19 protein-coding genes are annotated in these 25,330 nt (G+C 62.3%); 3 read left to right on the plus strand and 16 right to left on the minus strand.

Annotation, left to right across the window (positions count from 1 at the left end):
• Nucleotides 1-3: 3 nt before the first annotated feature.
• The 6 genes from obgE to HMPREF3162_RS03470 form a co-directional block, all read right to left on the minus strand.
• Nucleotides 4-1,530 (minus strand): GTPase ObgE, encoded by a 1,527-nt coding sequence (gene obgE, locus HMPREF3162_RS03445; protein WP_070572940.1) that lies wholly within the window; start codon nucleotides 1,528-1,530, stop codon nucleotides 4-6.
• A 66-nt stretch (nucleotides 1,531-1,596) separates the two neighbouring features.
• Nucleotides 1,597-1,848, minus strand: coding sequence for a 50S ribosomal protein L27 (gene rpmA, locus HMPREF3162_RS03450; RefSeq protein WP_019175392.1), 252 nt, complete (start codon nucleotides 1,846-1,848; stop codon nucleotides 1,597-1,599).
• A 23-nt stretch (nucleotides 1,849-1,871) separates the two neighbouring features.
• Nucleotides 1,872-2,180, minus strand: coding sequence for a 50S ribosomal protein L21 (rplU, locus tag HMPREF3162_RS03455; protein ID WP_019175393.1), 309 nt, complete (start codon nucleotides 2,178-2,180; stop codon nucleotides 1,872-1,874).
• Between the two features lie 159 nt (nucleotides 2,181-2,339).
• The gene (locus HMPREF3162_RS03460) at nucleotides 2,340-2,639 is read right to left on the minus strand and encodes a chorismate mutase (protein ID WP_070572942.1); all 300 of its coding nucleotides are present in this window, start codon (nucleotides 2,637-2,639) and stop codon (nucleotides 2,340-2,342) included.
• The gene (locus HMPREF3162_RS03465; RefSeq protein ID WP_070776926.1) at nucleotides 2,623-4,236 is read right to left on the minus strand and encodes a 4-alpha-glucanotransferase; all 1,614 of its coding nucleotides are present in this window, start codon (nucleotides 4,234-4,236) and stop codon (nucleotides 2,623-2,625) included. Before HMPREF3162_RS03465 ends, HMPREF3162_RS03460 begins: the two co-directional genes overlap by 17 nt.
• Before the next feature lie 3 nt (nucleotides 4,237-4,239).
• The gene (locus HMPREF3162_RS03470) at nucleotides 4,240-7,257 is read right to left on the minus strand and encodes an Rne/Rng family ribonuclease (RefSeq protein ID WP_070776927.1); all 3,018 of its coding nucleotides are present in this window, start codon (nucleotides 7,255-7,257) and stop codon (nucleotides 4,240-4,242) included.
• A 305-nt stretch (nucleotides 7,258-7,562) separates the two neighbouring features.
• On the opposite strand from HMPREF3162_RS03470, the gene HMPREF3162_RS03475 reads away from it, so the two are divergent.
• Nucleotides 7,563-8,204, plus strand: coding sequence for a vitamin K epoxide reductase family protein (locus tag HMPREF3162_RS03475; RefSeq protein WP_070776928.1), 642 nt, complete (start codon nucleotides 7,563-7,565; stop codon nucleotides 8,202-8,204).
• 139 nt (nucleotides 8,205-8,343) lie between these two features.
• On the opposite strand, the gene ndk is transcribed toward HMPREF3162_RS03475, so the two are convergent.
• The 5 genes from ndk to HMPREF3162_RS03500 form a co-directional block, all read right to left on the minus strand.
• Nucleotides 8,344-8,766 carry a nucleoside-diphosphate kinase gene (gene ndk / locus HMPREF3162_RS03480; RefSeq protein ID WP_070573043.1) on the minus strand — a complete coding sequence of 141 codons (423 nt, stop codon included), beginning with the start codon at nucleotides 8,764-8,766 and terminating at the stop codon, nucleotides 8,344-8,346.
• Nucleotides 8,766-9,212 carry a DUF4233 domain-containing protein gene (locus tag HMPREF3162_RS03485; RefSeq protein ID WP_070572949.1) on the minus strand — a complete coding sequence of 149 codons (447 nt, stop codon included), beginning with the start codon at nucleotides 9,210-9,212 and terminating at the stop codon, nucleotides 8,766-8,768. The genes ndk and HMPREF3162_RS03485 overlap by 1 nt, the downstream gene beginning before the upstream one ends.
• Nucleotides 9,209-10,588: a bifunctional folylpolyglutamate synthase/dihydrofolate synthase gene (locus tag HMPREF3162_RS03490; RefSeq protein ID WP_070776929.1), complete on the minus strand. Its 1,380-nt coding sequence runs from the start codon at nucleotides 10,586-10,588 to the stop codon at nucleotides 9,209-9,211. The genes HMPREF3162_RS03485 and HMPREF3162_RS03490 overlap by 4 nt, the downstream gene beginning before the upstream one ends.
• On the minus strand, nucleotides 10,585-13,887 hold the full coding sequence (ileS, locus tag HMPREF3162_RS03495) for an isoleucine--tRNA ligase (RefSeq protein WP_070776930.1): 3,303 nt from the start codon (nucleotides 13,885-13,887) through the stop codon (nucleotides 10,585-10,587). The genes HMPREF3162_RS03490 and ileS overlap by 4 nt, the downstream gene beginning before the upstream one ends.
• 279 nt (nucleotides 13,888-14,166) lie before the next feature.
• Nucleotides 14,167-14,919 (minus strand): SDR family oxidoreductase, encoded by a 753-nt coding sequence (locus tag HMPREF3162_RS03500; protein WP_070572955.1) that lies wholly within the window; start codon nucleotides 14,917-14,919, stop codon nucleotides 14,167-14,169.
• A gap of 162 nt (nucleotides 14,920-15,081) precedes the next feature.
• Between HMPREF3162_RS03500 and valS the strand changes: the two genes are divergently transcribed.
• On the plus strand, nucleotides 15,082-17,736 hold the full coding sequence (valS, locus tag HMPREF3162_RS03505; RefSeq protein WP_070776931.1) for a valine--tRNA ligase: 2,655 nt from the start codon (nucleotides 15,082-15,084) through the stop codon (nucleotides 17,734-17,736).
• Nucleotides 17,737-17,830: 94 nt separating this feature from the next.
• Here valS and clpX read toward each other — a convergent pair whose 3' ends face one another.
• The 4 genes from clpX to tig form a co-directional block, all read right to left on the minus strand.
• The gene (clpX, locus tag HMPREF3162_RS03510) at nucleotides 17,831-19,102 is read right to left on the minus strand and encodes an ATP-dependent Clp protease ATP-binding subunit ClpX (protein WP_070572959.1); all 1,272 of its coding nucleotides are present in this window, start codon (nucleotides 19,100-19,102) and stop codon (nucleotides 17,831-17,833) included.
• A 260-nt stretch (nucleotides 19,103-19,362) separates the two neighbouring features.
• Complete coding sequence (locus HMPREF3162_RS03515; protein ID WP_070573047.1) at nucleotides 19,363-20,028, minus strand: ATP-dependent Clp protease proteolytic subunit; 666 nt, start codon at nucleotides 20,026-20,028, stop codon at nucleotides 19,363-19,365.
• A 22-nt stretch (nucleotides 20,029-20,050) separates the two neighbouring features.
• Entirely contained in the window at nucleotides 20,051-20,665 is a 615-nt protein-coding gene (locus tag HMPREF3162_RS03520) for an ATP-dependent Clp protease proteolytic subunit (RefSeq protein WP_370919375.1), read from the minus strand.
• Nucleotides 20,666-20,905: 240 nt separating this feature from the next.
• The gene (tig, locus tag HMPREF3162_RS03525) at nucleotides 20,906-22,225 is read right to left on the minus strand and encodes a trigger factor (RefSeq protein ID WP_070572960.1); all 1,320 of its coding nucleotides are present in this window, start codon (nucleotides 22,223-22,225) and stop codon (nucleotides 20,906-20,908) included.
• A gap of 304 nt (nucleotides 22,226-22,529) precedes the next feature.
• On the opposite strand from tig, the gene HMPREF3162_RS03530 reads away from it, so the two are divergent.
• On the plus strand, nucleotides 22,530-24,131 hold the full coding sequence (locus tag HMPREF3162_RS03530; RefSeq protein WP_226829151.1) for a sulfatase-like hydrolase/transferase: 1,602 nt from the start codon (nucleotides 22,530-22,532) through the stop codon (nucleotides 24,129-24,131).
• A gap of 70 nt (nucleotides 24,132-24,201) precedes the next feature.
• On the opposite strand, the gene HMPREF3162_RS03535 is transcribed toward HMPREF3162_RS03530, so the two are convergent.
• On the minus strand, nucleotides 24,202-25,125 hold the full coding sequence (locus tag HMPREF3162_RS03535) for a Na+/H+ antiporter NhaC family protein (protein WP_256282675.1): 924 nt from the start codon (nucleotides 25,123-25,125) through the stop codon (nucleotides 24,202-24,204).
• Nucleotides 25,126-25,330 lie beyond the last annotated feature (205 nt).

Below are 25,330 nucleotides of genomic sequence, written 5' to 3' on the forward strand. Positions count from 1 at the left end.
CGGCTATTCAGCCTCCCGCTGGCTTTTCTCCGCCAGCCGCTCTGCTTCCAGTTCTGCACGTGCGGCGGCTTTCGCGTCCATACGCTCATGGAACGCGGCTTTGCGCTCAGCACGCGAAGCTCGGCGGTTCTCTTCCAGGCGCGAATCGCTGCCGCGCTTGCCCAGGGGCTCTCCCCCACCGAGCAGCGTGGGGTCCCAGTCGAACACGACGGCGTTTTCGGCTGGGCCGATGACAATCGTGTCGCCGGGGTGTGCGCCCTGTTTGACAAGTTCGTCTTCGACCCCGAGCCGCTGCAGGCGGTCGCCCAGGTAGCCGATGGCTTCGTCGTTGGTGAAGTCAGTCTGCAGAATCCAGCGTTCGGGCTTATCGCCGCGGACCCGGTAGACAGGCCCTTCGGGGCCGTTTTCAGGCGTGATGGTGAACGACCCCGCGCGGTCGACCGCCGCGGGTCGGATGATCTGCCGGGCGGGCTCTTCGTCAAGCTCTGCTCGCCTGGCGCGTTCTTCAAGCACGATCTCGGCCATAGCAAAGGACAGCTCTTTCAGCCCTTCGTGGGAAACAGCGGAAATGTCGAAAGTGCGGTAGCCCGCTTCGTTCAGCTCTGCGCGCACAATGTCAGCGAGGTCTTTGCCGTCGGGAATGTCGGTTTTGTTCAGTGCAACCAGCGTCGGCCGCTGAGTCAGCGGCAGCAGCTCGCCGCTGGAGTCGACATCGACTTCATAGGCGGCCAGTTCGGCTTCGATTGTCTTGAGGTCGGTGACGGGATCGCGCTCCGCTTCCCACGTTGCCATGTCGATGACGTGCACGATAGCGGCGCATCGTTCAATGTGCCGCAGGAAGTCCAAGCCGAGCCCCTTGCCCTGAGCCGCGCCAGGGATGAGCCCGGGCACGTCCGCAACGGTAAAGCGCGTGCTGCCCGCCTGCACCACGCCCAGGTTGGGCACCAACGTGGTGAACGGGTAGTCGGCGATCTTGGGCTTCGCAGCAGAAAGTGCAGCAATGAGACTGGACTTCCCGGCAGAGGGATAGCCGACAAGCGCGATGTCTGCGACAGTTTTGAGTTCGAGGACGACGTCGGCTTCTTCGCCGGGCGTGCCCAGCAGGTGAAAGCCGGGAGCTTTGCGCTTAGTCGAAGCCAGAGCCGCATTGCCCAGACCCCCGCGACCGCCCGAGGCGGCGACAAAGCGAGCACCCGAACCAACGAGGTCAGCCAGGATTTCGCCATCGCGGTTCTTCACAACCGTGCCATTGGGAACCGGGACGATGCGATCACCGGCCTTTGCTCCGTGCCGCAGATCCCCAGAACCGGCGGCACCGTTGTCCGCCTTGATGTGCGGCGATCGGTGGTAGCTCAGAAGTGTCGTGGTCTGCGGGTCGACTTGGAAGACGATGTCCCCGCCGTCTCCCCCGTTGCCGCCGTCAGGCCCGCCCAGCGGCTTGAATTTCTCGCGGCGCACAGAGGTGCAGCCGTCACCGCCGTTTCCGGCGGCGAGGAAAAGAGTCACGCGATCGACGAACTCGACAGCCACGGCCTTCCCTTTCTAATGATTGTGGGGCGAGCCGCGTCGCGACTCGCCCCACAATTCTAAACTCTGTTATTCAGCAATGACGCTGACCGTCTTGCGGCCGCGCTTCTGGCCGAATTCCACCGTTCCCGCAGCAAGCGCGAACAGTGTGTCGTCGCCGCCGCGTCCGACGTTGACGCCGGGGTGGAACTTGGTTCCGCGCTGGCGGACGAGGATTTCGCCGTTGTTCACCAGCTGACCGCCGAAGCGCTTGACACCCAGGCGCTTGGCGTTGGAATCACGACCGTTGCGAGTAGAGCTCGCACCCTTCTTTGTTGCCATAGTTCAGTACTCCTGGGTTCTGCTTACTTGATACCGGTGATCTTCAGGCGCGTGAGCTCCTGACGGTGGCCCTGACGACGCTTGTAGCCGGTCTTGTTCTTGTACTTCTGGATGACGATCTTGGGGCCGCGGAGCTCGTCGACGACTTCAGCGCTGACCTTGAGCTTGGCCACGTCTTCCGGGGCGTGGGTCACGGTGTCGCCGTCCACGTGGAGAACGACGTCAAGATCGACAGAGTCTCCGGCTTCGGCTTTGATCCGGTTGACGGTGATGACATCGCCGACAGACACCTTTTCCTGGTGACCACCGACGCGGACAATGGCGTAGACCATAGACAGTCCCCTTCTGCTTTGCTGCAAGCGGCTTTGCGCTCCACTCACATACGTATCGGCAACCTTCCCTTGGCACGGAGCCCATTAGGAGGAAAAGTCAGCCGTGATGCGATTGCACCGACCTGCAATCATAATCTCCGCGGCACCCAAAAGTCAAAGTCAGTGGTGTGCTTCCTGCTCGGCAATCCGCTGGTGTCGGCGGATGACGTGGGCGACGGTGAAGGCGAGAAGCTCTTCTGCGAATTCTGGGTCCAGTCCGCTGGCCTCAGCAAGTGCGCGCAAGCGCTCCAGCTGCCCGCGTTCGCGTTCGGGGTCGGCCGGCGGAAGGTCGGCGGCGGCTTTGAGATGGCCGACTTTCTCAGTGAGTTTGAAACGCTCGGCCATGATGTGGATGAGCACGGCATCGAGGTTGTCAATGCTGGCTCGCAGCTGCCGCAGTTCGTCAGGAATCTCCGTCATGGGAGCCAATGGTACCGGCGGACGCGCCCCACCGTTTGAGATGTTCAGCCAGCGAACGCGAAGTGATGGGCTTTCTGCCGTTTTCACACACGGGAACTCGCCAGGGAAGTTCACCTCGCGGTCTGCTGTCGCCCATGATCGCAGCGAACTCGCCCAGCGGTCCGTCGAGCACGCCGCGCCCGCCGTATCTGTTGGCAAGCGCACCCATTATTGCGGGCACAGCCGGTTCGGTGATCGGGATGTCGGCATCGCCACCCGGAACGCACTCACAGTCATCCCCCGCTGAGAGATCAGCCCCGGCCAGCAGGAATACGGTGTCGGCAAGGGCGTCAATCGCCGAGCCCGCAGCGACTGCATCGGCGAATACTCCTCGCATCCAGGGGCGCTGGCCTTCGTCCAGACTGATGACTGTCTGGGGCAGAGCCCAGGCGTCCACGTGTCCGGCTTGCGGCACCTGCACCGCGACGCGCAGTCCATAACCGAGCCGTGTCGGAGCTGAGACGGCCGCAGTGAACTGTTCGCGGGCTATGAACTGCACCCACAGCCAGAAGTCGATGAGGTCTTCGCGCTCTTCCTTGAATATGTGGACTTCGCGCGAACCTGATGACGCGGGTACCGAGGCATCCATCAGCATGGCCCGATAGACGGCCCAACCGCGCAGGCCGGGACCGGCTTGAGCGCAGAAGCGGGCGAATTCAGCCTGTCTGCTGGTTCGCACGGGAACTTCGTACAGCGCCAAGAGCGACCGGAGTTTGCGATCGCGCACCAGCTGCGGGTTCATCGGCTCGTTGCGCGATGAGCTTTCCAGCAGATCGATGCCGAGCGCCCGCACTGCCTGACGGGTCGCGCTCTGCGCGGTTGCGTACTCCGGGGTGTCGGTGATGCTGATGTACAGCGGATCAAGGGCGCATCGGCTCTCCACGTCAAAGGGGCTGTACCCAGAAGAGGCGGTCACCGGGGCAGTCACAATGGATTCGGCGCCGACCTCGGCGGCCTGTACCGCGATGTCCCTGAGATCAGCGAAATCGCCCACGCCCCACGAACGGCTCATACGGGCTGAGGCCAGGTGGAGACGGAAACCGCGCGCGCTGGGCTGCACAGCCGGTTCACTCACAATGAGAGGTGCTCGGCTGACGGTGCCGGCTGCTTCGCATCGGACTTCGGCAATACCCGGTTCCTGCGCTGGTGCGGTCGCAATGTACTCGTGCCTGACCTCCGAGGCGCCGCCGACCGTCACGGTGTGAGTTCCGGTAATCGTCGGAGCCAGCCTCGCGGCTGCGTGCAGGTCCGAGGCGCCAACGATCGAAACCCGCGCTGATGCTGGATCCGATGTGCGCACTGGTATTGTCACGGGCTGGCCGGTTTGCGCAAGCACTGCCGCCGGCAGGGCGGAAAGCCACTGCCGGCGGGATTCGCGATCTATGAGAATCTGCAGTTCGCCGCTGTCCTCAGCGGTGAAGCCCAGAGTCTGCAGAGCAGAGACCAGCTGATCGTCGGACAGCGGCCGACCCGCGACATCGCGTTCGCCGTCGATGCCGAGCAGGGCGGCCAGTCGGCGCATCCCACCGGTCATATCCGACTGCAGGATCCCCGTCACGGGTCAGTCCTGGCCGATGATGAGGATCGGCGGATTCGGCTCTGTCGGCGCCTCTGGCTCAGCCGGGGTCGGTTTCTTGGCAGCGGGCTCGACTTTGGGTTCGGGCTTCTGGACGGCCTTTTGGATGCGCGTCTGGGAGCCGCCTCCGATCATGAGCAGACCCTCCGATTCCGGTGTCGGCATGCTGATGTCCTCAGCCTGCCCGCCCGCCGCAGCGCCTGCCTTTGCTTCGCTGCCCCGGTCTCTTCCGGAGCTGCTGTCCAAACCCGTTTGCCCATCGGCACCGAATTCAGCGCTTTCGGACGCTTCTGTGGAGCTTTCGGACGCTTCTGCGGATTTGATGCGCCGACCGCCTCCGCGGGTGCCGCGACGACGCCGCGTACGGCGCTCACCCGGCTCAGCTGCCTCAGCGCTGTCGCCGTGTGTCTTCGCGGATTCCGCGTTCCCATTGTCCGGGTTGTCATGCGCTGCCTCAGCCGTTTCGCTGTGCGCGACTGCGGTTTCGTCTGCTTCTGCGGGGACTTCGGATTCGTCGTGATCCCTGATGGTCGCCTTGGCGATGGCAGCCATGGCCTTCTGGGATTCCCGGCTGCGCTTTTCGTCTTCTTCCGACTGCTGTTTGCCACCTGAGCTGCCGTTGGAGCTGTGCGCGGTGTCCTTGTTGTCCCGGCCCTTCCGGCGCGACTTGTACTGACGTCCGGAGTGGTCCGGTTCGGTGCCGGGCAGCATGAGGCCACGGCCGGAGAGGTCTTCTCCGGCTGCGGCAAGTCCCTCAGCCAAGCCTGTGCCGATGCGCTTGCGAGTCATCTGCACCAGCCCCAGTGATGTCACTTCGGCAACCTGGTGCTTGGTGCGGTCGCGGCCCAAGCACTCGACGAGGCGGCGAACCACGAGGTCGCGGTTGGACTCCAGAACCATATCGATGAAGTCGACGACGATGATGCCGCCGATGTCGCGCAGGCGCAGCTGGCGGATGACTTCTTCGGCCGCTTCGAGGTTGTTCTTGGTGACGGTCTCTTCGAGGGATCCGCCGGAGCCGGTGAACTTTCCTGTGTTGACGTCGATGACGGTCATCGCTTCCGTGCGGTCAATCACGAGAGAACCGCCGGAGGGCAGATTGACCTTGCGGTTGAGCGCTTTGTCGATCTGCTCGGAGACGCGGTAGTGCTCGAAGATGTCGTCGTCGCCCTCGTAGCGCGACACACGGTCTCGCAGGTCAGGTGCGACCGATTCGACGTATTCGGTGATGACGCCCCACATGCGGTTGCCGTCGATCACGAGCTCGGTGAAGTCTTCGTTGAAGACATCGCGGATGATGCGCACCATCATGTCCGGTTCGCTGTAGAGGAGTTCGGGGGCGCGCACCTTATTCGAAGTCGATTTGGCCTCGATCGTCTCCCAGCGCTTGTGCAGGCGCTCAATGTCCTGTCGCAGGTCATCTTCCGAGGCGCCTTCGGCGGCTGTGCGCACAATGACGCCAGAGCCGTCGGGGACGGCTTCTTTCAGGATCGTCTTCAGACGGCTGCGCTCGCTGTCGGGAAGTTTGCGCGAAATGCCGGTCATCTGATTGCCGGGAACGTACACGAGGAACCGCCCGGGCAGAGAGATCTGCGCTGTTAAGCGTGCACCCTTGTGCCCGACAGGGTCCTTTGTCACCTGGACGAGCACTGGGTCGCCGGGGTTGAGGGCGACTTCAATGCGACGGGGTTTGCCGTCCATGCCGAGGGCATCCCAGTTGACTTCGCCAGCGTACAGAACGGCGTTGCGGCCCTTCCCGATGTCGACGAACGCAGCCTCCATGCTGGGCAGCACGTTCTGCACGCGCCCGAGGTAGACATTGCCGATCAGCGAACTCTGCTGCCGCTTCTCCGAAAGATAGTGCTCAACGGCAATGCCGTCTTCAGTCACAACCAGCTGGGTTCGACCGTCTTTTTCGCGCACGATCATCGCACGCTCAACCGATTCTCGGCGGGCGAGGAATTCGGCTTCCGTGATGACAGGGCGGCGGCGTCCGGCGGCACGACCTTCCCGGCGGCGCTGGCGCTTGGCTTCAACGCGAGAGGATCCGCGGATGCCGGTCACTTCGCTTTCCAGCGACGAGGCGCGACGGCTGCTGCGCTCGCGGCGTCGCGTGCGGCGCCGCGAGCGCCTGCTGTCGCCATCATTGTCATCATCGCTGTCATCGGATGACGAGTCGCGCCCGTCGTGTTCGCTGTCGTCACTGTGTTTACGGTCGTCTCGACTGCGGCGAGTGCCGTGGCCTTCAGAACCGGAGCCACCAGAACCTGCGGAGTCGTCGTGGGAATCGTCGTTGTCATCGCTGTCATCGCGCGACTTCGAACGACGGCCGCGACCACCGCGCCGACGTCGACGCCGTCCGCCTTCGCGTCCGCCGTCATGACTGTCATCGTGGGAACTGTCATCAGAGTCAGAGCCCTCGGAGTCCTGCGCGTCTTCCGAATCGTCGTAGTCTTCAGGCTCCCAATCGGGATCCACCTGGACGCCCAGTTCGGCCTTCGGCTGCTGGAACAGCAGCGCCCCACCTGCGGGAGCGGTGACCGGCACCGCCTCGGCGCCATCGCCATTGTCAGACGTCTGCGCTGAGAAAGCCGGCGCGGCCTGCACTTCCGCGGAATCGGCGCTCACCGGCAGACCGGCGACCTCCGGTTTGGCGGCGTTGGAGAACAGTCCGCGAGCGAATGCGGTTTCGCCAGCACCGTCCTCCGCGTCTTCATCATTGTGCGCGGTGTCCTCGTCACCGCTTACCTGCGCGTGATCAGAGTCGCCCTCGTCTTCATCGACGTCCCCGTGGACACTGCCCGGGGCTGCTGCCGGTTCCGGCTGACTGTCGGCACGATTCTCCGCACCGCGCTTCTGTCCCGCTTTGTCGGCTATTGATTCCAAAAGCTGTGCGCGGCGACTGTCGTCATCGTCCGCATCGGTTTGGCGGCCCTGAGACTGCTGACGCAGCTGTTCGAGATCGGAAAGGATTCCCTCTGTGGGATCCACTGTGTCACTCATTGAAAACTCCTGCCCCGATGAAGCGGTGCAACAGCCGCGACCGGGATCATGTCCTGTGTCTGAAACGCAAAAGTCTGTGAGCTGTCGTGGGCTCGCGCGAATGCTCAGCGCGGTGGCCCGGGCTTCATCTTGAACCTGGCCGAAGTCCTTCGGAGAGGTGGAAGCACATCCGGCGCGGTTGCTCTGCCGGAGCTCTGCAGATCATTATGTCACAGTGCGCCCGGGACAGTGCTGAATCCGACGCGTGAACCCTGCTGGGCCGTCCTCGATTCGACCGGTCGGCTCATGCGGTGGATGATGTTTCTATGACATCAGGAACCAGTGTGCAGACAGAAGAGCTCTCCGTACCGTCCCCGTGGTTCAGCCGCGGGAGGCCCTTTGGAATCTTCCTCGTGGTGACAGCCGTCATCGGGCTGATCGCATCGTTGGACCTGTCGATTGAGAAAATCAAAAAGCTCGAAAATCCCGGGCATGTCCTTTCCTGTGACTTCAACCCGTTTTTCTCCTGCGGCTCCGTGATGAACTTCTGGCAGGCGCAGCTGTTCGGCTTTCCCAATCAGCTCATCGGCATCGCCGCGTTCATCTTCCCGCTCCTGCTGGGCGTGCTGCTCATCAGCGGCACCGACATCCCCCGCTGGGTCATGGTCGGTCTGCTCACCGGCCTCACCGGCGGTGTCGCACTCGTCATCTTCCTCTTCGTCAGCTCGATCTTCGTCATCGGGATCGGCTGCCCGTGGTGCATCGTCGTGTGGACGGTTGTCATTCCGATGTGGTTCATCACCGCCGGACACCTAGCACTCACGGGAGGCTTTGGAGCGGCTGTCCAGAACTCCCCCGCGGTGCAGGTCTTTGCCTCCCACGCTGTTCTCCTGTCCGCCGCGGCACTTACGCTGATCTACCTGAGCATCGTCGCGAAGTTCTGGACGTTCTTCTCCAGCCTCGTCTGAACAGAAGGGTTCGTCTGGTCCGTCGGGTCTGCAGACAATCCCGAACGGACCGCGGCCCAACAGAAGAAGCCGACCTCCGCCTCGTATGACGAGGCCCTCGCATCACGAGGTGGAGGTCGGCTTCTTCTGGTCTGGAAAGTCAGCCGAGCTCGGGGAACCAGATCTTGATTTCGCGTTCTGCCGACAGGGTCGAATCCGATCCGTGGACAATGTTCTTAACAACACCCTCGCCCCAGGAACGGCCGAAGTCACCGCGAATTGAACCGGGCGCCGCGGTTGTCGGGTTGGTGGTTCCGGCCATCACCCGGAAGGCTTCGATCACCTCTTCGCCGGTGACGACGATCGCAACCGCAGATCCGCTGCCCATGTACTCCAGCAGCGGTTCGTAGAACGGCTTGCCCTCGTGTTCTTCGTAATGACGGCTGAGCATGGAGTGGTCGGCGCGAACCATCTTCATGGCGCTGATCTCGTAGCCCTTCTTCTCCAGCCGAGCGATGACTTCACCGACGAGGCCGCGTTCAACGCCATCGGGCTTGACAAGTACGAGTGTGCGTTCCTTCATCATTCCTCTTTCTCCTGATCTCCGGGTGCAGCGGGCGTACCCGCGCTATAGGCCTGTTTGACGTAGGCGGTGGCTTCGCGGTCAATCCGCCGGCCCCAGTACACGCCGACGGCCCACATAGTGCCGAAGACGGCTGCGACGACGGCAAGACCGCCCAAAACAATACCGCTTGCCAGTATGAGCAGCTGAATCATCCACCCCAGCGCAATCCCGAGGCCTTTCTGGCCGGCCTTCTTCGGCAAGGTCACCGTCGCGGTGATGCACAGAGCGCCGAGCACCACGGCCCCTGCAACAAGCCAGCCGAACGGCAGCGGCTGAAGCCCGTAGCCGACCAGCAGGGCGAAGTAGACGATGATCGCCTCGGAAATGAGAACGGTCCCACCGAGAATCGGCAGCTTCGACTTCAGCGGAAGCTGTGGAAGTTCAGCAGGGGTCTCCTGCGTCATTGAGCATCCTTTCGGCCCAGCAGGGTGCGGGCCTCGGCAACGGTTGACAGCGAACCGGTCACAACAATTCCCGTGCTGCGCTCAGGGTCATCAAGCGCAAGGTCAACGGCACGCATGAGCGCGTCGTTGAGGTTGTCGGTTCGGATGACATCGTCCGGGTCCCACCATTCTTCAGCGGCCTGCGCGAGCTTGTGGGAGCTCAGCGCGCGGGGGCTCTGGGCCTGCGACACGACGATCCTGCCCGCGGTGCGGTAGATGTGCTCCAAAAGCCCGTGCACGTCTTTGTCTTCGTACACTGCGACGACGGCTACGACGTCCGAGAAATCGAAGGAGTCTGCCAGCGCTTCCCTCAGAGCTTCTGCAGCGTCTGGGTTGTGGGCGCCGTCGACGACGATCGTCGGATCGGAGCGCATAACCTCCATGCGACCCGGCGATGTGACGGTGCTCAGCCCGGTGCCGATCGTGTCCGTGTTCAGAGGTTTGTCCTCCGTGCCGAGGAACTGTTCGACGATTGCGACTGCAGCGGCGGCGTTGTCGACCTGGTGGCGGCCCAGCAGCGGTAGGAACAGATCGCTGTAGACGTCATAGGCCCCGCGCATGGTGAAAAGCTGTCCGTCAACGGCCTGTTTGGCTTCGAGGACTTCGAACTCGCGGCCGAACCAGCGCCCGGTGAGCCCGCGGTCGGCCAGCTGACGTTCGAGCTCGGCTGCCGCCTCGTCGTCCTGGCTGCCGATGACAGCCGAGGGCGTCGGCGCTGGGCTGTCGTCCTGCGTCCTGTCGAGGATCCCGGCCTTTGCGGCGGCGATTTCGGTCAGGGTGTCTCCGAGGAACACCTGGTGATCCAGGCTGATGTGGGTGAAGCCGCAGACGTCGGCGTCAGCCACATTGGTTGAGTCCCATTGACCGCCCATCCCGACCTCGAGCACGAAGACGTCGACGGGGGCGTCAGCGAATACGGCGAACGCGAGCACGGTCAGCGCTTCAAAATATGTGAGCGTCGGTCGCCCGTCTCCTGTCAGTTCGGCGTCGACGATGTCGAGAAACGGGCGGATTTCGCCGAATACTCGCACGAATTCGTCGTCGGCAACCGGGGCGCCGTCGACTGCGATCCGCTCTGTGACGGAGTGCAGGTGGGGGCTGGAGAACCGGCCGACGCGCAGATCGTGTGCGCTCAGCAGCGCATCGACCATGCGGACCGTTGAGGTTTTGCCGTTTGTTCCGGCGACCATGATGACCGGGGCTGCCCGGTGGATGTCGCCGAGCAGCTGGCACACCCGCAGGGTGGCGTCCAGGCGCAGTTCGATCTCGGTTTCGCCCGCCCGGGCCTGCAGCGCGGCTTCGGCCAGCTGCAGGCCCGTCGGTTCGGGATTCGTCATGCGTGCTTCTCCACGCGAACGGCGGCACCTTCGGCGAGCTCAGCGGCTTGAAACACCTGTCCTTCGCCGAGCGGCTCCTGGGTGATCCGCAGGGTTTCGGCCAGGGTTTCCTTCGCAATGAGGTCGCTGTAGCCGCTCAGCGCTTCCGCGGCTTCGGCTGGAACGCTGACTGTCACATCGATGCGGTCTGAGACGTGCAGGTCGAGTTCCTTGCGGGCGCTCTGGATGGCGCGGATGGTGTCGCGCGCCTGGCCTTCTGCCCGCAGTTCGTCAGTCACAACCGTGTCGAGTGCCACGAAGCCCGATTCCGTGGGCGCCAGAACAATGCCGTCCTGACCGGATTCTGCGACGTCCTCGAGGGTGTATTCGCCTTCCTGCAGCTCAATGCCCCCGGCGGTGACGACACCGTCGCTGACCGACCAGCCGCCGGACTTGGAGCCCTTGATGGCGGCCTGGACGTTCTTGCCCAGGCGCGGACCGGCCGCACGGGCGTTGACGGTGAGCTTCTGTTCGAGTTTGAAGCCTGCCTCTTCTGCCTTTTCAACAGGCATGACGACGACTTCGCGAACATTGAGTTCGTCGGCGATGATCGACGTGAATTCTTCGCCCAGCTCAACATCTGTGGCGACGGTCAGGCGGGCCAGGGGCAGGCGCACGCGCAGCTTTTCCGCCTTGCGCAGGCTCGAACCGACCGAGCAGATCGACCGGGTGAGGTCCATTGCCCTGACCAGTTCAGGATCGGCTTCGAACAGCGAGCTGTCCGGGTAGTCAGCCAGGTGGACCGAGCGTTCGCCCGTCAGACCGCGATAGATCTCTTCGATCGTGAACGGCAGCAGCGGAGCGGCAACCTTGAGGAACGCCTCGAAGCAGGTGTAGAAGACATCGAAGGTTTCGTGTGTCTGCTCCGTTCCTTCCCAGAAGCGGCGCCGGGAGCGGCGGACGTACCAGTTGGTGAGCATGTCCAGGTGTTCGCGGAACAGCCCGCATGCACTCCACAGATCGTACTCGTCCATGTGCTTGGCGAAGCTGTCGATGAAGTCGCGTGTCTTCGCCAGCAGGTACTGGTCGAGCACCTGCGAGGACTGATAGCGGTGGCCTGCCCGGTAGCCGGAACCGGATTTCCCTTCGGCGGGTGTTTCGCCTGGAGCATCTGCCGTGTTGGAGTACGTGGCGAAGAAGTGCCAGGCATTCCACGCCGGCAGGATGATCTGGCGTACGGAGTCGCGGATGCCCTGCTCGGTGACGATGAGGTTGCCGCCGCGCAGCACGGGGCTGGACATGAGGAACCAGCGCATGGCGTCGGATCCATCGCGCTCGAACACTTCGTTGACGTCCGGGTAGTTGCGCAGCGACTTCGACATCTTGTTGCCGTCGGAGCCCAGGACGATGCCGTGGCAGATGACATCGCGGAATGCGGGCTTGTCGAACAGCGCCGACGCCAGAATGTGCAGCGTGTAGAACCACCCGCGGGTCTGCCCGATGTACTCGACGATGAAGTCCGCCGGGTAGTGGTTGTCGAACCATTCCTTATTGTCAAACGGGTAGTGCACCTGTCCGTAGGGCATAGAACCGGAGTCGAACCACACGTCGAGGATGTCCTCCACGCGGCGCATGGTGGACTTGCCGGTCGGATCGTCCGGGTTGGGCCGGGTCAGCTCGTCGATGAAGGGTCGGTGCAGGTCCGGCTGGCCGTCGTGGTTCAGCGGCAGACGGCCGAAGTCGCGCTCGATCTCCTCAAAGCTGCCGTAGACGTCAATGCGGGGGTAGTCGGGGTTGTCCGACTTCCACACCGGCACGGGGCTGCCCCAGAAGCGGTTGCGCGTGATCGACCAGTCGCGCGCGTTTTCCAGCCATTTTCCGAACTGACCGTGCTTGACGTTGTCAGGCGCCCAGTTGATCAGCTCGTTGTTGGCAAGCATCCGGTCTTTGAACTCGGTGACGCTGACAAACCACGAGGACACGCCCTTATAGATGAGCGGATTGCGGCATCGCCAGCAGTGCGGATACGAGTGGTTGTAGGTTTCGTGCCGCACCAGGACGGTGCCGTCGGTGACGGAGCCGGTGTCGCCTTCACCGGCCGTGGCCTTTTTGAGGTGGCGGATGATCTTGGGGTTGGCGTCGAATACGAGATCGCCGACGTAGTCGACTGCCGGGGCGGTGAAGCGTCCGTCGGGGCCCACGGGCATGACAGCTTCGATTCCCGCGGCTTGCGTGACAACGTAGTCGTCCTCACCGAAGGCGCCTGCGGTGTGCACGAGTCCCGTACCGTCACTCGTGGTGACGAAGTCGCCGTCGAGGATGCGGAAAGCGTTGTCGTGGTCGGCAAAGTAGCCAAACGGCGGAGCGTAGGTGTGACCCAGCAGGTCAGAGCCTTTGAGTTCGGCAACAACCGTCGGCTCTTCGCCGAGTTCGCGGGCGTATGCGGCCAGGCGCTCCTTGGCGATGACGTAGCGCTGCGTGCTGCCGGTGGGCCCGTCGGATTCGACGACGAAGTAGTCGATGTCCGCTCCGACGACGACCGCGAGGTTAGACGGAAGCGTCCACGGAGTGGTCGTCCAGATGAGGAAGCGGGCGTCTTTCAGCGTCGAGTCGGCCAGTGGGCCGGACGTGCAGCGAAGACCGACGGTGACAGCCGGGTCCTGCCGGTCTTTGTAGACGTCGTCGTCCATGCGCAGTTCGTGGTTCGACAGCGGGGTTTCGTCTGACCAGCAGTAGGGCAGAACTCGGAAGCCCTCGTAGATCAGTCCCTTGTCGTAGAGCGTCTTGAAGACCCACAGGACGGACTCCATAAACGTGGGGTTGAGCGTCTTGTAGTCGTTTTCAAAGTCCACCCAGCGGCCCATGCGACCGACGTACTCTTCCCATTCGTCGGTGTATTTGAGCACCGATTCCCGGGCTGCGGCATTGAACTTGTCAATGCCCATGTCAAGGATTTCGTCTTTGGTCTTCAGCCCCAGCTGGCGCATGGCCTCAAGCTCAGCGGGCAGCCCGTGGGTGTCCCAGCCGAAGCGGCGCTCCACGCGCTTGCCCCGCATGGTCTGGTAGCGCGGTACGACGTCTTTGACGTAGCTGGTCAGCAAGTGCCCGTAGTGCGGCAGGCCGTTGGCGAAGGGAGGGCCGTCGTAGAAGACGAATTCGTTTTCGCCGTTTTTGCCGGCATCGCGGTTGTCAATGGATTCCTGGAAGATGCTGTTGTCGTTCCAGAACTTCAGAACGTCCTTTTCCAGGGCCGGGAAGTCCGGGCTGGAGGACATGCCGAAAGCAGAGGTCGTCTGCTTGGGATAGATGTTCTCAGTCATGAGCGTCCTTTATTCGCGGGTCCGGCGGCACCGAACCCGTTTACGGTTTCATCCGTGCGAGGACGACTGCCCGAAGGCTGCCGCGGTACCACCCCGCTTATCCGCTGACGCGGATCGCTCAAAGGCTGTGACGGGCCCACCCGTCCGGTTCTACTGGGCCTGAAGCTCACGAGGCGAAGCTCGCCTGAGCTGTGCAGGCTTTTCTTCCGGATGCTCCCCGGTGATAGCCGGATCAACGCAGGTCTGATCTTACCCCACTGCGAATGCTGCCGAAGTCGCTCACAGCCCCGCGTTGCGCGCCACCTTGTGCTGAGCTGCCTGGGCGATCGGCCGCAGCACCATGAGGTCGACATTGACGTGATGCGGTCGGGTCAGGCTCCACACGACGGCATCGGCGATGTCGTCTTCCGTCAGCGGGTTCTCTACGCCTTCGTAGACGGTGTCGGCGGCTTCCTGCGAACCCATTCGCTTCAGTGAGAACTCCGGTGTTGCGACCATGCCCGGCGCGATCTCCATCACCCGAACCGGACGACCGGCCAGCTCGAGTCGCAGAGTGCCTGCCACCGCATGAACGCCGTGCTTAGATGCTACGTAGCCTCCACCGCCTTCGTACTGGATGAGCCCGGCGGTCGAGCCCATGAGCAGGATGTCCCCGCGCCCGCTTGCTTCCAGGGCCGGCAGGAACGCACGCACGCTGCGCAGAATGCCGAGCACGTTGATGTTGTACTCCTGCGCCCAGCTGTCCGGTGAGGCGTTTTCGACCCAGTCGTTGCCGATAGCCAGACCGGCATTGGCCACCAGGGCGTGCACTGGGCCTTCGGCAGTGATTCTCTCAGCCGCGGCAACAACCGAAGCGCCGTCGGCTACATCGCAGACCTGATAGTCACACCCGGTCTTCGCAGCCAGCTCTCGCAGGCGATCTTCGCGACGGGCCAGGGCGACAACGCTCCAGCCGAGTTCTGTGAGCTTCTCCACGGTCGAAGCTCCGATTCCCGAACTCGCTCCTGTCACAACCGCGCGCAGTTGACTCATAGCTTCCCCTCTCAGCTTCCGGCCCGCTCAGCGGGCCCCGCCCGATTACTGTAGTTGAGAAATGGCGCCGAGCACCCGCCAAGCTCAGCGGCACCTCGCGCCCGGGGACCGCACAGAACAGCCCCGGGCCCAATCCCCGCCGCGGTCTGGGACAATGACGCTATGGATTTTGGTTCTCGCACACATGACTCGGTGCATTTGCCTGACAAGCCCGCCCTCGAAGGTCTCCAAGAAAAATGGGACGCACGCTGGGCGGAAGAGCAAACATACGCCTTCGACCGCGACACGACGCGCGAGGAGGTCTACTCGATCGACACTCCCCCGCCGACGGCGTCGGGATCACTGCACGTCGGCCACGTGTTCTCCTACACCCAGACCGATGTTCTGGCCCGCTACAAGCGGATGACCGGCAGAAACGTCTTCTACCCGCTGGGATGGGACGACAACGGACTGCCCACAGAACGCCGCGTGCAGAACTACTACGGCGTCACCTGCGACCCGTCCCTGCCCTACGAGGGCGACGACTTCGAACTGCCGACCAAGGTCCCGCGCAATCCGCGCGACTTCAAACACGTATCGCGCCAAAAGTTCATCGAGCTGTGCCTCGAACTGTCCGGCGAAGACGAAAAGATATTCGAAGACCTGTTCCGCAAGGTCGGCCTGTCAGTCGACTGGAAGCACTCCTACCGGACGATTGACGCTCACTCCCGCGAAGTCTCGCAGCGGGCATTCCTCGACGAACTCGCCCGCGGCCAGGCATATTCACAAGACGCACCCACCATGTGGGACGTCACATTCGGCACCGCGGTCGCCCAGGCTGAACTGGAAGACCGCGAACGCGAAGGCGCGTATCACAAGGTCACCTTCTTCCCCGCCGGACCCGACGGTCTTGCCGACACCTCGGAAGAGCCCATCGTGATCGTCACATCACGCCCCGAGCTCATTCCCGCCGTGGTCGCCCTCGTAGCCCACCCGGATGACGAACGCTACAAAGACAAGTTCGGCACGAAGTACACATCACCCATCTTCGGTGTGGAAGTTGAAGTCCGCGCCCACGAACTCGCCCAGTCTGACAAGGGCACCGGCATTGCCATGGTGTGTACGTTCGGCGATCTCACCGACGTCACATGGTGGCGCGAGCTCGAACTGCCTCTGCGCGCAGTAGTCAACCGCGCCGGCCGTCTCGAACTTGAAACCCCCGAATGGATTGCAGACTCCGCCAAGGCCGACGCCGCCGAGCAGTACCAGAAGCTGGCCGGCATGACGACCTTCACGGCACGCAAGACGATTGTCGAACTGCTCGAAGAGTCCGGCGACCTCATTGAGGCTCCGCAGCCGATCACCCACCCCGTGCCGTTCTACGAGCGCGGCGAGAAGCCGCTCGAGGTCGTCACCAGCCGCCAGTGGTACATCCGCAACGGCGGCCGCTCTGCCGAGCTTCGCGATGACCTCATTACCCGCGGCCGCGAACTTAGGTGGCTGCCCGGCTTCATGCGCGCCCGCTACGAAAACTGGGTCGAAGGCCTCAACGGCGACTGGCTGGTCTCCCGTCAGCGCTATTTCGGTGTGCCCATCCCGCTGTGGTACCGCTTGGACGCCGAGGGCAATCCCGACTACGACAACCCGATTGTTCCGGACTCGGAGTCCCTGCCGGTCGACCCGCTGCAGGAGACACCCGAGGGCTTCAGTCCAGAACAGCGCGACCAGCCCGGCGGCTTCATGGGCGAACCGGATGTTCTCGACACCTGGGCCACATCCTCACTCACCCCGCAGATCGTCGGCGGATGGAACACTGACGACGACCTCTTCAGCAAGGTCTTCCCGTTCGATCTGCGACCGCAGGGGCACGACATCATCCGCACGTGGCTGTTCTCCACGGTCGTGCGGGCCAATGCGCTCAACGACTCCGTTCCGTGGTCGCACACTGCCCTGTCGGGCTGGATCCTCGACCCGGACCGCAAGAAGATGTCGAAGTCTAAGGGCAATGTCGTTGTGCCCTCGGACATTCTGGCGGAAAACAAGCCCGGCTTCGGTCCGGATGCCGTCCGCTACTGGGCGTCGTCGGCGCGCTTGGGGGTCGACACCGCCTACGACGTATCCCAAATGCAGATTGGCCGCCGCTTGGCCATGAAGATCCTCAACGCGTCGAAGTTCGCTCTGGCCCAGGGCGTCCACTCCGGTCATGTGGGCCAGCTTGAGGATGTCATCAATCCGCTGGACAAGGCCCTGCTGACGGCATTGTCGAAGACAGTCAACAGGGCCGGCAAGTTCTTTGAGGACTACGACTACGCGCACGCCCTCATGGAAGCTGAGTCCTTCTTCTGGGAGTTCACCGACGACTACGTTGAGCTCATCAAGGACCGTTCCTACGGTGCGGCAGGGCAAGAACAGCAGCGCTCAGCACATGTCACCCTGGCCACCGCACTGGAGACTTCCCTGCGCCTGTTCGCACCTTTCATGCCGTTCGTAACGGAGGAAGTGTGGAGCTGGTGGCAGGAAGGCTCGGTGCACGCTCAGGCATGGCCGGCACCTGGCAGCGTCCCGGAACAGGACGACGCAGGCGAATTCTTGGAGACAGTCTCACAGGCGCTCTCGGAAATTCGCCGGACCAAGACAGAGGCCAAGGTGTCTCAGCGCACCGAGATCGTCAAGGCCACTCTGCGCGCACCCCAGGCTGACATCGACACGATTGCCGCAGCCCAGAGCGACCTGCAGGCCGCCGGCCGCGTAGCCGATCTCGTCCTCGAAGTCGCCGCAGATGCAGAAGGCCCACGCGTTGCCGATGTCGAATTCGCACCGGCTGCAGACAAGAAGTAGCGACTTCTGAATGCGCAGAGCGCGCCGCTTGAAGCGGCGCGCTCTTGTGTTTTCTGCTGTTCGGGTTCTTCTGCTTTGTGTCAGCAGCTTTACGTCAGGCGGTCTTCCTTCGCTGCTGGCCAGACTGTTTGTGTGGGACGAGGGTGGGAGCAGCGTTCTCTTCGACTGTTTCGCGGGTGACGAGCACCTTGGCGATGTCATCGCGGCTGGGCAGATCGAACATGACCGGCTGCAGGACTTCTTCCATGATCGAACGCAGTCCTCGCGCACCGGTCCCCCGCAGCAGCGCGAGGTCTGCAATGGACTCAAGCGCTTCAGATGAGAACTCCAGTTCCACACCGTCGTAGGAGAACATCGCCTGGTACTGCTTGACGAGCGCGTTCTTCGGTTCCGAAAGGATGGTGACGAGCGATTCGCGGTCGAGATCTCCCACCGCGGTCAGAACGGGCAGACGACCGATGAATTCGGGAATGAGCCCGAACTTGAGGAGATCCTCGGGCTGCATTTCTGCGTAGAGGTCGATTTCGTCGTCTTTTGAGTGGATCGGCGCCCCAAAGCCAACGCCGTGGCGGCCCTTGCGCGCAGCTACGATCTCTTCCATTCCGGCAAATGCGCCGGCGACGATGAACAGGACATTCGTCGTGTCGATCTGAATGAAGTCCTGCTGCGGGTGCTTGCGTCCGCCCTGCGGCGGCACGGAGGCGACGGTGCCTTCGAGAATCTTCAGAAGTGCCTGCTGAACGCCCTCACCGGAAACGTCGCGTGTGATCGACGGGTTTTCAGACTTCCGCGAGATTTTGTCGATTTCGTCGATGTAGATGATGCCCTTCTGGGCACGTTCGACGTCGAAGTCCGCCGCCTGAATGAGCTTGAGCAGAATGTTCTCGACGTCTTCGCCGACATAGCCGGCTTCAGTCAGCGCCGTGGCGTCGGCTACCGCGAAGGGAACGTTGAGCATCCGTGCGAGCGTCTGCGCCAAATAGGTTTTGCCAGAGCCGGTAGGACCGACAAGGAGGATGTTCGACTTTGCGATTTCCACGCCGCCGTCGTTGCCCTTGCCGTCTTCCAAGGCGTTGATTCGCTTGTAGTGGTTGTACACGGCCACGGCCAATGACCGCTTGGCGGCATCCTGGCCGACAACGTACTCGTCGAGGTGGCTGTAGATTTCGTGTGGTTTGGGCAGTTCGAGCTTCTCAGCAGGCGCGTCTGGCTGGCCGAGTTCTTCTTCGATGATTTCGTTGCACAGGCCAATGCACTCGTCGCAGATGTAGACGCCTGGCCCGGCGATGAGTTTGCGGACCTGCTTCTGCGATTTGCCGCAGAAGTTGCACTTGAGGAGCTCTGCTCCCTCACTGCTGCGAGCCATTCACACTGCCTTTCGCGCCCGGCCGTACCGGGAAGATCAGATTGCTGTACTAGTCGAGTCTTTCACACTGTGCGAGTATGCGCCGCGACCTCTGTCGCGTGTCGATGCCAGACCGGGTGCTGTCAGCCACAGGAGTTCGCGCTGCTTGCCTCACCGCATCTGCTGGCACAGCCGTCAGTACATCACAGACGCAAGAGGCCGTCGGGATTTCCCCGACGGCCCCGTGCTGCAAGCAGCGCCTGTGCGCTCACATCCAGGGGTCAGTCAGCGCCCTTGCGCGAGCTGAGCACCTGGTCGACAAGACCGTATTCCTTGGCTTCTTCGGCTGTCAGGAACAGGTCGCGCTCGATGTCGGTGTTGACCTTCGCGGCATCCTGCCCGGTGTGTTTGGCCAAGGTGTTCTCCAGCCATAGGCGCATGCGCAGAACCTCGTTTGCCTGGATTTCGATGTCCGAGGCCTGCCCTTGGCCGCCGCCCTGCATGGCCGGCTGGTGGATGAGCACCCGCGCGTTCGGCAGCGCGAGACGCTTTCCGGGCGTACCGGCCGCTAGCAGCACGGCAGCGGCCGATGCCGCCTGGCCCAGGCAGACGGTCTGGATCTGCGGCTTGATGTACTGCATCGTGTCGTAGATGGCCGTCAGCGCTGTGAACGACCCTCCGGGCGAGTTGATGTACAGGGTGATGTCGCGGTCGGGGTCCTGGGCTTCGAGCACAAGAAGCTGCGCCATGACATCGTCTGCGGAGGTGTCATCCACCTGGACCCCCAGGAAGATCACCCGATCTTCGAACAGCTTGGTGTACGGGTCCTGCCGCTTGAAGCCGTAGGGGGTGCGCTCTTCGAACTGGGGCATGACGTACCGCGAGTTCGGCATGTTGCCGGCGGTTCCGCCGTAGTATCCGGCACCGCCGGAATAGAGGTCAGCCATTTCTTCTCCTTGGGAATGCGGTTCAGCGGCCATCCGGCACGTCAGCGGCGTGGGTGACGACCTTGTCGATGAAGCCGTAGTCCAGGGCTTCATCTGCAGTGAACCAGTGGTCGCGGTCGTTGTCCTTGAGAATCTGCTCGAGCGACTTGCCCGTCTGCTCTGCTGTCAGTTCGGCCATCTGCTTCTTCATGTGCAGGATGAGCTCTGCCTGGATCTTGATGTCCGTGGCAGTGCCGCCGATGCCGCCGAGGGGCTGGTGCATGAGGATTCGCGCGTGCGGAGTGGCGAAGCGCTTGCCCTTAGCACCCGAGGACAGCAGGAACTGGCCCATAGAAGCCGCCATGCCCATTGCGACGGTGCCCACGTCGGGCTTGATGTACTGCATGGTGTCGTAGATTGCCATGCCTGCCGTAACGGAGCCGCCGGGCGAATTGATGTACAGCCAGATGTCGCGATCGGGATCTTCTGCCGCCAGCAGCATCATCTGGGCGCAGATGCGATTCGCATTGGAGTCGCGGACTTCCGAGCCGAGCCAGATGATCCGCTCTTTCAGCAGACGGTTGAAGATGTGGTCATCCAAACCCATGCCCGCCGTGCCCTCCGAGGCGACCGGCGCGGTCAGTTCGTGTTTGCTCACAAGTTTCTCCTGTGGGTTGATTTCTCTTGACCCTAACCGCCCGCGCGCAACTTTTAGTCCAGCCGGTCCGGATGTTCGCCATGAGCGTGAAAACCCGTGCGCCACAGCGAGCTGAGCGCAAGGTGCGTGCGAACGGCCAGGCCCCGCACGACCCGCTTTTCGAGCAGTCGAAAACAAAAGCAGACGAGGCGGAGCTGGGCTCCGCCTCGTCTGGTCAACCTGCCTAAACAGGGGGGTGGGTCAGTCTTCCGAAGCTTCTTCTTCGGCTTCCTCAGCTTCTTCCGAACCCTTGGTGAATTCGGTCATGTCGATGACTTCGCCCTTGGTGTCCTTCACGACAGCCTTTGCGAGAACCGCGGCCAGCGCCTTGCGACGGCCGACTTCGCCTGCGACGGCGCCAACCTGACCGGACTGGTCAAGGGCCTGAGCGAAGTCGTTGGGGTTCATGCCGTACTGCTGAGCGGAGGTGATGATGTACTCAATGAGTTCGGGCTGGGTGACCTCGATCTCTTCGGCATCCTGCACCTTGTCGAGGATGAACTGAGCGCGCAGCTGCTTTTCAGTCTGCTCGCGGACCTCTGCTGCGTGCTCGTCGTCTTCTTCGCGGCCTTCGCCTTCGAGGTGGCGCTTGACTTCGTCTTCGACAATGCGCGAAGGCACCGGAAGGTCGAGCTTTTCGATGAGCAGTTCGAGGACCTTGTCGCGGGCCTCAACACCCTGCTGCAGTTCCTTGTTGGACTTCGCCTGCGCCTTGAGGTCTTCTTTGAGTTCGTCGATGGTGTCGAATTCGGAGGCAAGCTGGGCGAAGTCGTCATCTGCTTCGGGCAGTTCGCGTTCCTTGACCGCGGTGAGCTTGATGGTCACCTGCGCTTCTTCGCCTTCGTGCTCGCCGCCGGCAAGCTTCGTTTCGAACGTGGTCTCTTCGTCAGCCGACAGGCCTTCGAGTGCTTCGTCCATGCCGTCGAGCATGGTGCCAGCACCGACCTGGTAGGAAACCTCGGAGGCCGAGTCGATCTCTTCGTCGTCAATCTTGGCCGTCAGGTCGAGGGTGACGAAGTCGTCTTTCTCAGCAGGACGGTCAACTGCCTTGAGCGAACCAAAGCGGCCGCGCAGGGCTTCGAGTTCCTGCTCGACATCTTCTTCGGTGACTTCGAGCGGCTCAACTTCAACTTCGAGGCTCGAGTAGTCGGGCAGTTCGAACTCCGGCACGGCGTCGACTTCGACGGTGAAGGTCAGGTCGCCCTCTTCTTTGCCGTCCAGGCCCGGCATTTCGAGGTCTTCGATTTCCGGGGTGCCCAGCGGCTGGATGTCGTTTTCGGCAATAGCCTTGCGGAAGAAGCCGTCAAGGCTGTTGTTGACAGCCTCCTGGATGACAGCTGCACGGCCGACGCGCTGGTCGATGATGCGCGCGGGAACTTTGCCGCGGCGGAAGCCGGGAATTGAGACCTGCTTGGCGATCTCCTTGTATGCCTCGTCGACGCTCGGCTTGAGATCGGCGTAGGGCGCTTCGATGCTGAGCTTCACCCGAGTGGGTTCAATGCGTTCGACGGAGCTCTTCACTGTCTACCTCTTCAAATTTGACTAACGGGAACGTCGCCGTCACCGCAGGCCGACCGAGGAGCCACTCCCCCGGGCACGTGCGGCTGTGCGTGCGACACACAGCGCTCTATCCTAGTGTGTCCGCCTATCAGAATGCACACCGGGGCGCACCCGCGCTGCGCGAGGGACAGGTTTCTGTGTGAACCCGCAAAGACAAAGAAGTGAACATCAGGCTATGATTGAATGTCCAACTGCGCTCGCTTTCTATTTCCGCGGGCACTCCCCAGGCATACCTTGCGAAACCAACTGACTCAGAGGCGAAGACGTGAAGGGACCGAAAACCACCGCTAAGCACCGGATCCTCAGAACCATCGGTGCCGCTACCTTGTGGACGCTCATCTTCTTAAGCGTTGCACTGCTCCTCACCGGAATCTTCATCCGCAAGCAGTGGGGACAGATCACCGTCGACCAGATGCTGACCAACATAGCCGGCGCCGGTCAGGGCGGCGGCTACGTCTGGATCACCGTCTTCTGGGTTATCGTCGCGCCTCTTGCCATCACCGCTCTGCTGTTCGCGGGTCGCCGACTCTGGATCCGATACCGCGTGTCGGCTCGCCTGCGCTTGTCTGCTGCGCGCCGCCGTATTCGACACGCGGCGGTGCGAGGTGTGGCCTCCGCCCTTGTCGTCCTGCTCATCGGGGGAACCGTCATCACCGGTTCGACCTCGTTCTCTTCGGCAGTTCAGCTTCCCACCTACATCAAATCCGTCAGCAGCTCGATGAACATTGGCGACTATTACCGTGAGCCGACCGTCGTGGGCAATAAGAACGCACGCAACATCGTGGTGGTCTACGTGGAGTCTGCCGAAAACCACCTTGCTGACGATTCACTGTTCCCGGTGAACATGCTGGAGCCCATGGAGGATGCCACGAAGGGCTGGGGCGAAATTCCAGACCTCAAGCAGTACAACGGAGGCGGCTGGACCATGGCCGGCATCACATCCACCCAGTGCGGCATCCCACTCAAGGGGAAGGGATCTGCCACCGGTGACAAGGTCATGAACAACCTCGCTGTTGCCGACTTCATGCCGGGCATCGACTGCTTCGGCGATGTCCTGAAGGAAAACGGCTACAAGAACGTGTTCCTCGGCGGCGCAAGTGCCGAATTCGCATCAAAGGGCTCGTTCCTGCGTACGCACGGCTACGACGAAATCAAAGACCTCGCCCACTGGAGGGAAATCGGCGAAAAGGAAAAGGACATGCGTCCCGACTGGGGTCTGAGCGACCGCCGTCTCATGGAGCACGCCAAGGACGAAGTCTCGACGCTGCACCGCGAATCGGCCGAGACGGGCCAGCCGTTCAACCTTTCGGTTCTTACGCTCGATTCCCACGAGCCCATCCACCGCTACCACGACTGCCCGCAGCGCACCGGAGACGATGAACTCGCATCGGTTTGGCTGTGCTCGTCGGAAGCTGTCGGCGGCTTTGTCAAGCACATGGAAGATGAGGGGATCCTCGAGGACACCTCGGTTGTCCTGATGGGCGACCACCTCAAGCACATGGCCGACTGGAACGTCTACCACGAAGAGCTGGACGACAAGACCGACCGTTCGGTATTCAGCCGCATCTGGATGCCCGGCACCAAGGACGGCAAGCTTCCCCTCGGCGAGCCTCGTTCCGGTGCCGATCAGCTGAACATGCTGCCTACCCTGCTGGAGGTGGCCGGTCTCGAAGTCAAGGACCGTCAGGCTGGCATTGGCGTATCGGTCTTCTCTCAGGCCGTTCCACACGACTCTGCTCAAGCACTCAATGATGATGCCTATGCCGAGCTGACACTGGCTCGTTCGGCTGACTTCTATAAGAAGGTGTGGGGCATGGAAGAACCGCAAGAAGCTCCGAGTACGCAGCCCGGCGACAGCGCCGAATGATTCAAAGCTCGGGGGCCGTCAGTCTGACTGACGGCCCCCGAGTGTTTCTGCTGCGGCAGCGCCGTGGGTTCTACAGCAGGAGCACCGCGATCCCGGCGAACAGCAGCATGCCGATATTGCAGTGCAGGAACGTTGGGATCACGGTGTCTCGGATGTGATCGTGGTGCCCATCGGCAGCCAGGCCGGAGGTCACGCCGAGAGAAATGGTCGATGCTGGAGAGCCAGCGTCTCCGAGGCCCGCCGCCGCACCGAGCAGGCAGACTGCGGCAAGAGGATCAAGTCCCTTTTCCAATGCGAGAGGAATGTAGATCGGAGCAAGGATCGGCACACTGGCAAAGGAATCTCCGAAGCCGATCGTGATGAACAGGCCGGCAAAGCCGGAGGCGACGGTGATGATGATGGCAATGTGGCTCATCATGAGCACGCCGTGGGTGAAGACATCGTCCTGTTCCCTCCACCGGAATACGCCGGCCAGGGTCAGGATGAGAAATCTGATCATTGCGCCGACAAGCAGAGAATCGAAGGCAATCTGGAATATGAGTGCCGCGGTTACCGCGATGAGTGTCATGATCAGCTGGAACGGGTGCAGCGACACAGCTTTCTCAGATCCCGCACTCCCCTGCGCGTCAGCCTGACGGTCTGCCTGCGGCAGCTGAGGGTAGTCGCGAGGTTTGCGGTAACTGAAGAAAACGGCCGTGAGCATCCCGGCTGCCAGACCCATAACGGGCCAGAACATCGCTTTCCACGCCATATCAGGGGTTACAGTGAGCCCCCGCGCATTGCCGAACCCATTGACGTTGGTCATCAGAATTTCGTTGAGGTAGATGGCGCCGAAGCCCGTGGGCAGCAGCAGGCAGCTGGCACTCATGGAGCAGGCGAGTACGACGGCAACGGCGCGGCGGTCGATGCGCAGTCGGTTGAGGACTTCCAAGAGCGGCGGGAGCATGATGGGGATGAAGGCGATGTGCACGGGAACGAGATTTTGGCTGAGCACGGCAGCGCCCGCAAACAGACCGAACAGCCCCCACTTGGCGCCCAGGTTTACCGTGTCTTGTTCTGCGTTTGTCTTCTTTGTGACCCTCTGAGCAAACAGTTCAAGAAGACAGGATCAGCAGCCATACGGCTGCAAGACCACCCAGTGCTGTCAACACTGAAGGCGGAAGAATTGGGGTTACCCGCAAATCGTGGACACGTAGTGG

Origin of the sequence: Brevibacterium sp. HMSC07C04 (assembly GCF_001815905.1) — a bacterium.
Taxonomy (GTDB): domain Bacteria; phylum Actinomycetota; class Actinomycetes; order Actinomycetales; family Brevibacteriaceae; genus Brevibacterium.

Bases quoted from the DNA above. Each gene is read 5' to 3' on its own strand.
- rpmA (WP_019175392.1), bottom strand. From the start codon at position 1,848: ATGGCAACAAAGAAGGGTGCGAGCTCTACTCGCAACGGTCGTGATTCC.
- rplU (WP_019175393.1), bottom strand. From the start codon at position 2,180: ATGGTCTACGCCATTGTCCGCGTCGGTGGTCACCAGGAAAAGGTGTCT.
- HMPREF3162_RS03460 (WP_070572942.1), bottom strand. From the start codon at position 2,639: ATGACGGAGATTCCTGACGAACTGCGGCAGCTGCGAGCCAGCATTGAC.
- HMPREF3162_RS03470 (WP_070776927.1), bottom strand. From the start codon at position 7,257: ATGAGTGACACAGTGGATCCCACAGAGGGAATCCTTTCCGATCTCGAA.
- HMPREF3162_RS03475 (WP_070776928.1), top strand. From the start codon at position 7,563: ATGACATCAGGAACCAGTGTGCAGACAGAAGAGCTCTCCGTACCGTCC.
- ndk (WP_070573043.1), bottom strand. From the start codon at position 8,766: ATGAAGGAACGCACACTCGTACTTGTCAAGCCCGATGGCGTTGAACGC.
- HMPREF3162_RS03485 (WP_070572949.1), bottom strand. From the start codon at position 9,212: ATGACGCAGGAGACCCCTGCTGAACTTCCACAGCTTCCGCTGAAGTCG.
- HMPREF3162_RS03490 (WP_070776929.1), bottom strand. From the start codon at position 10,588: ATGACGAATCCCGAACCGACGGGCCTGCAGCTGGCCGAAGCCGCGCTG.
- ileS (WP_070776930.1), bottom strand. From the start codon at position 13,887: ATGACTGAGAACATCTATCCCAAGCAGACGACCTCTGCTTTCGGCATG.
- HMPREF3162_RS03500 (WP_070572955.1), bottom strand. From the start codon at position 14,919: ATGAGTCAACTGCGCGCGGTTGTGACAGGAGCGAGTTCGGGAATCGGA.
- valS (WP_070776931.1), top strand. From the start codon at position 15,082: ATGGATTTTGGTTCTCGCACACATGACTCGGTGCATTTGCCTGACAAG.
- clpX (WP_070572959.1), bottom strand. From the start codon at position 19,102: ATGGCTCGCAGCAGTGAGGGAGCAGAGCTCCTCAAGTGCAACTTCTGC.
- HMPREF3162_RS03515 (WP_070573047.1), bottom strand. From the start codon at position 20,028: ATGGCTGACCTCTATTCCGGCGGTGCCGGATACTACGGCGGAACCGCC.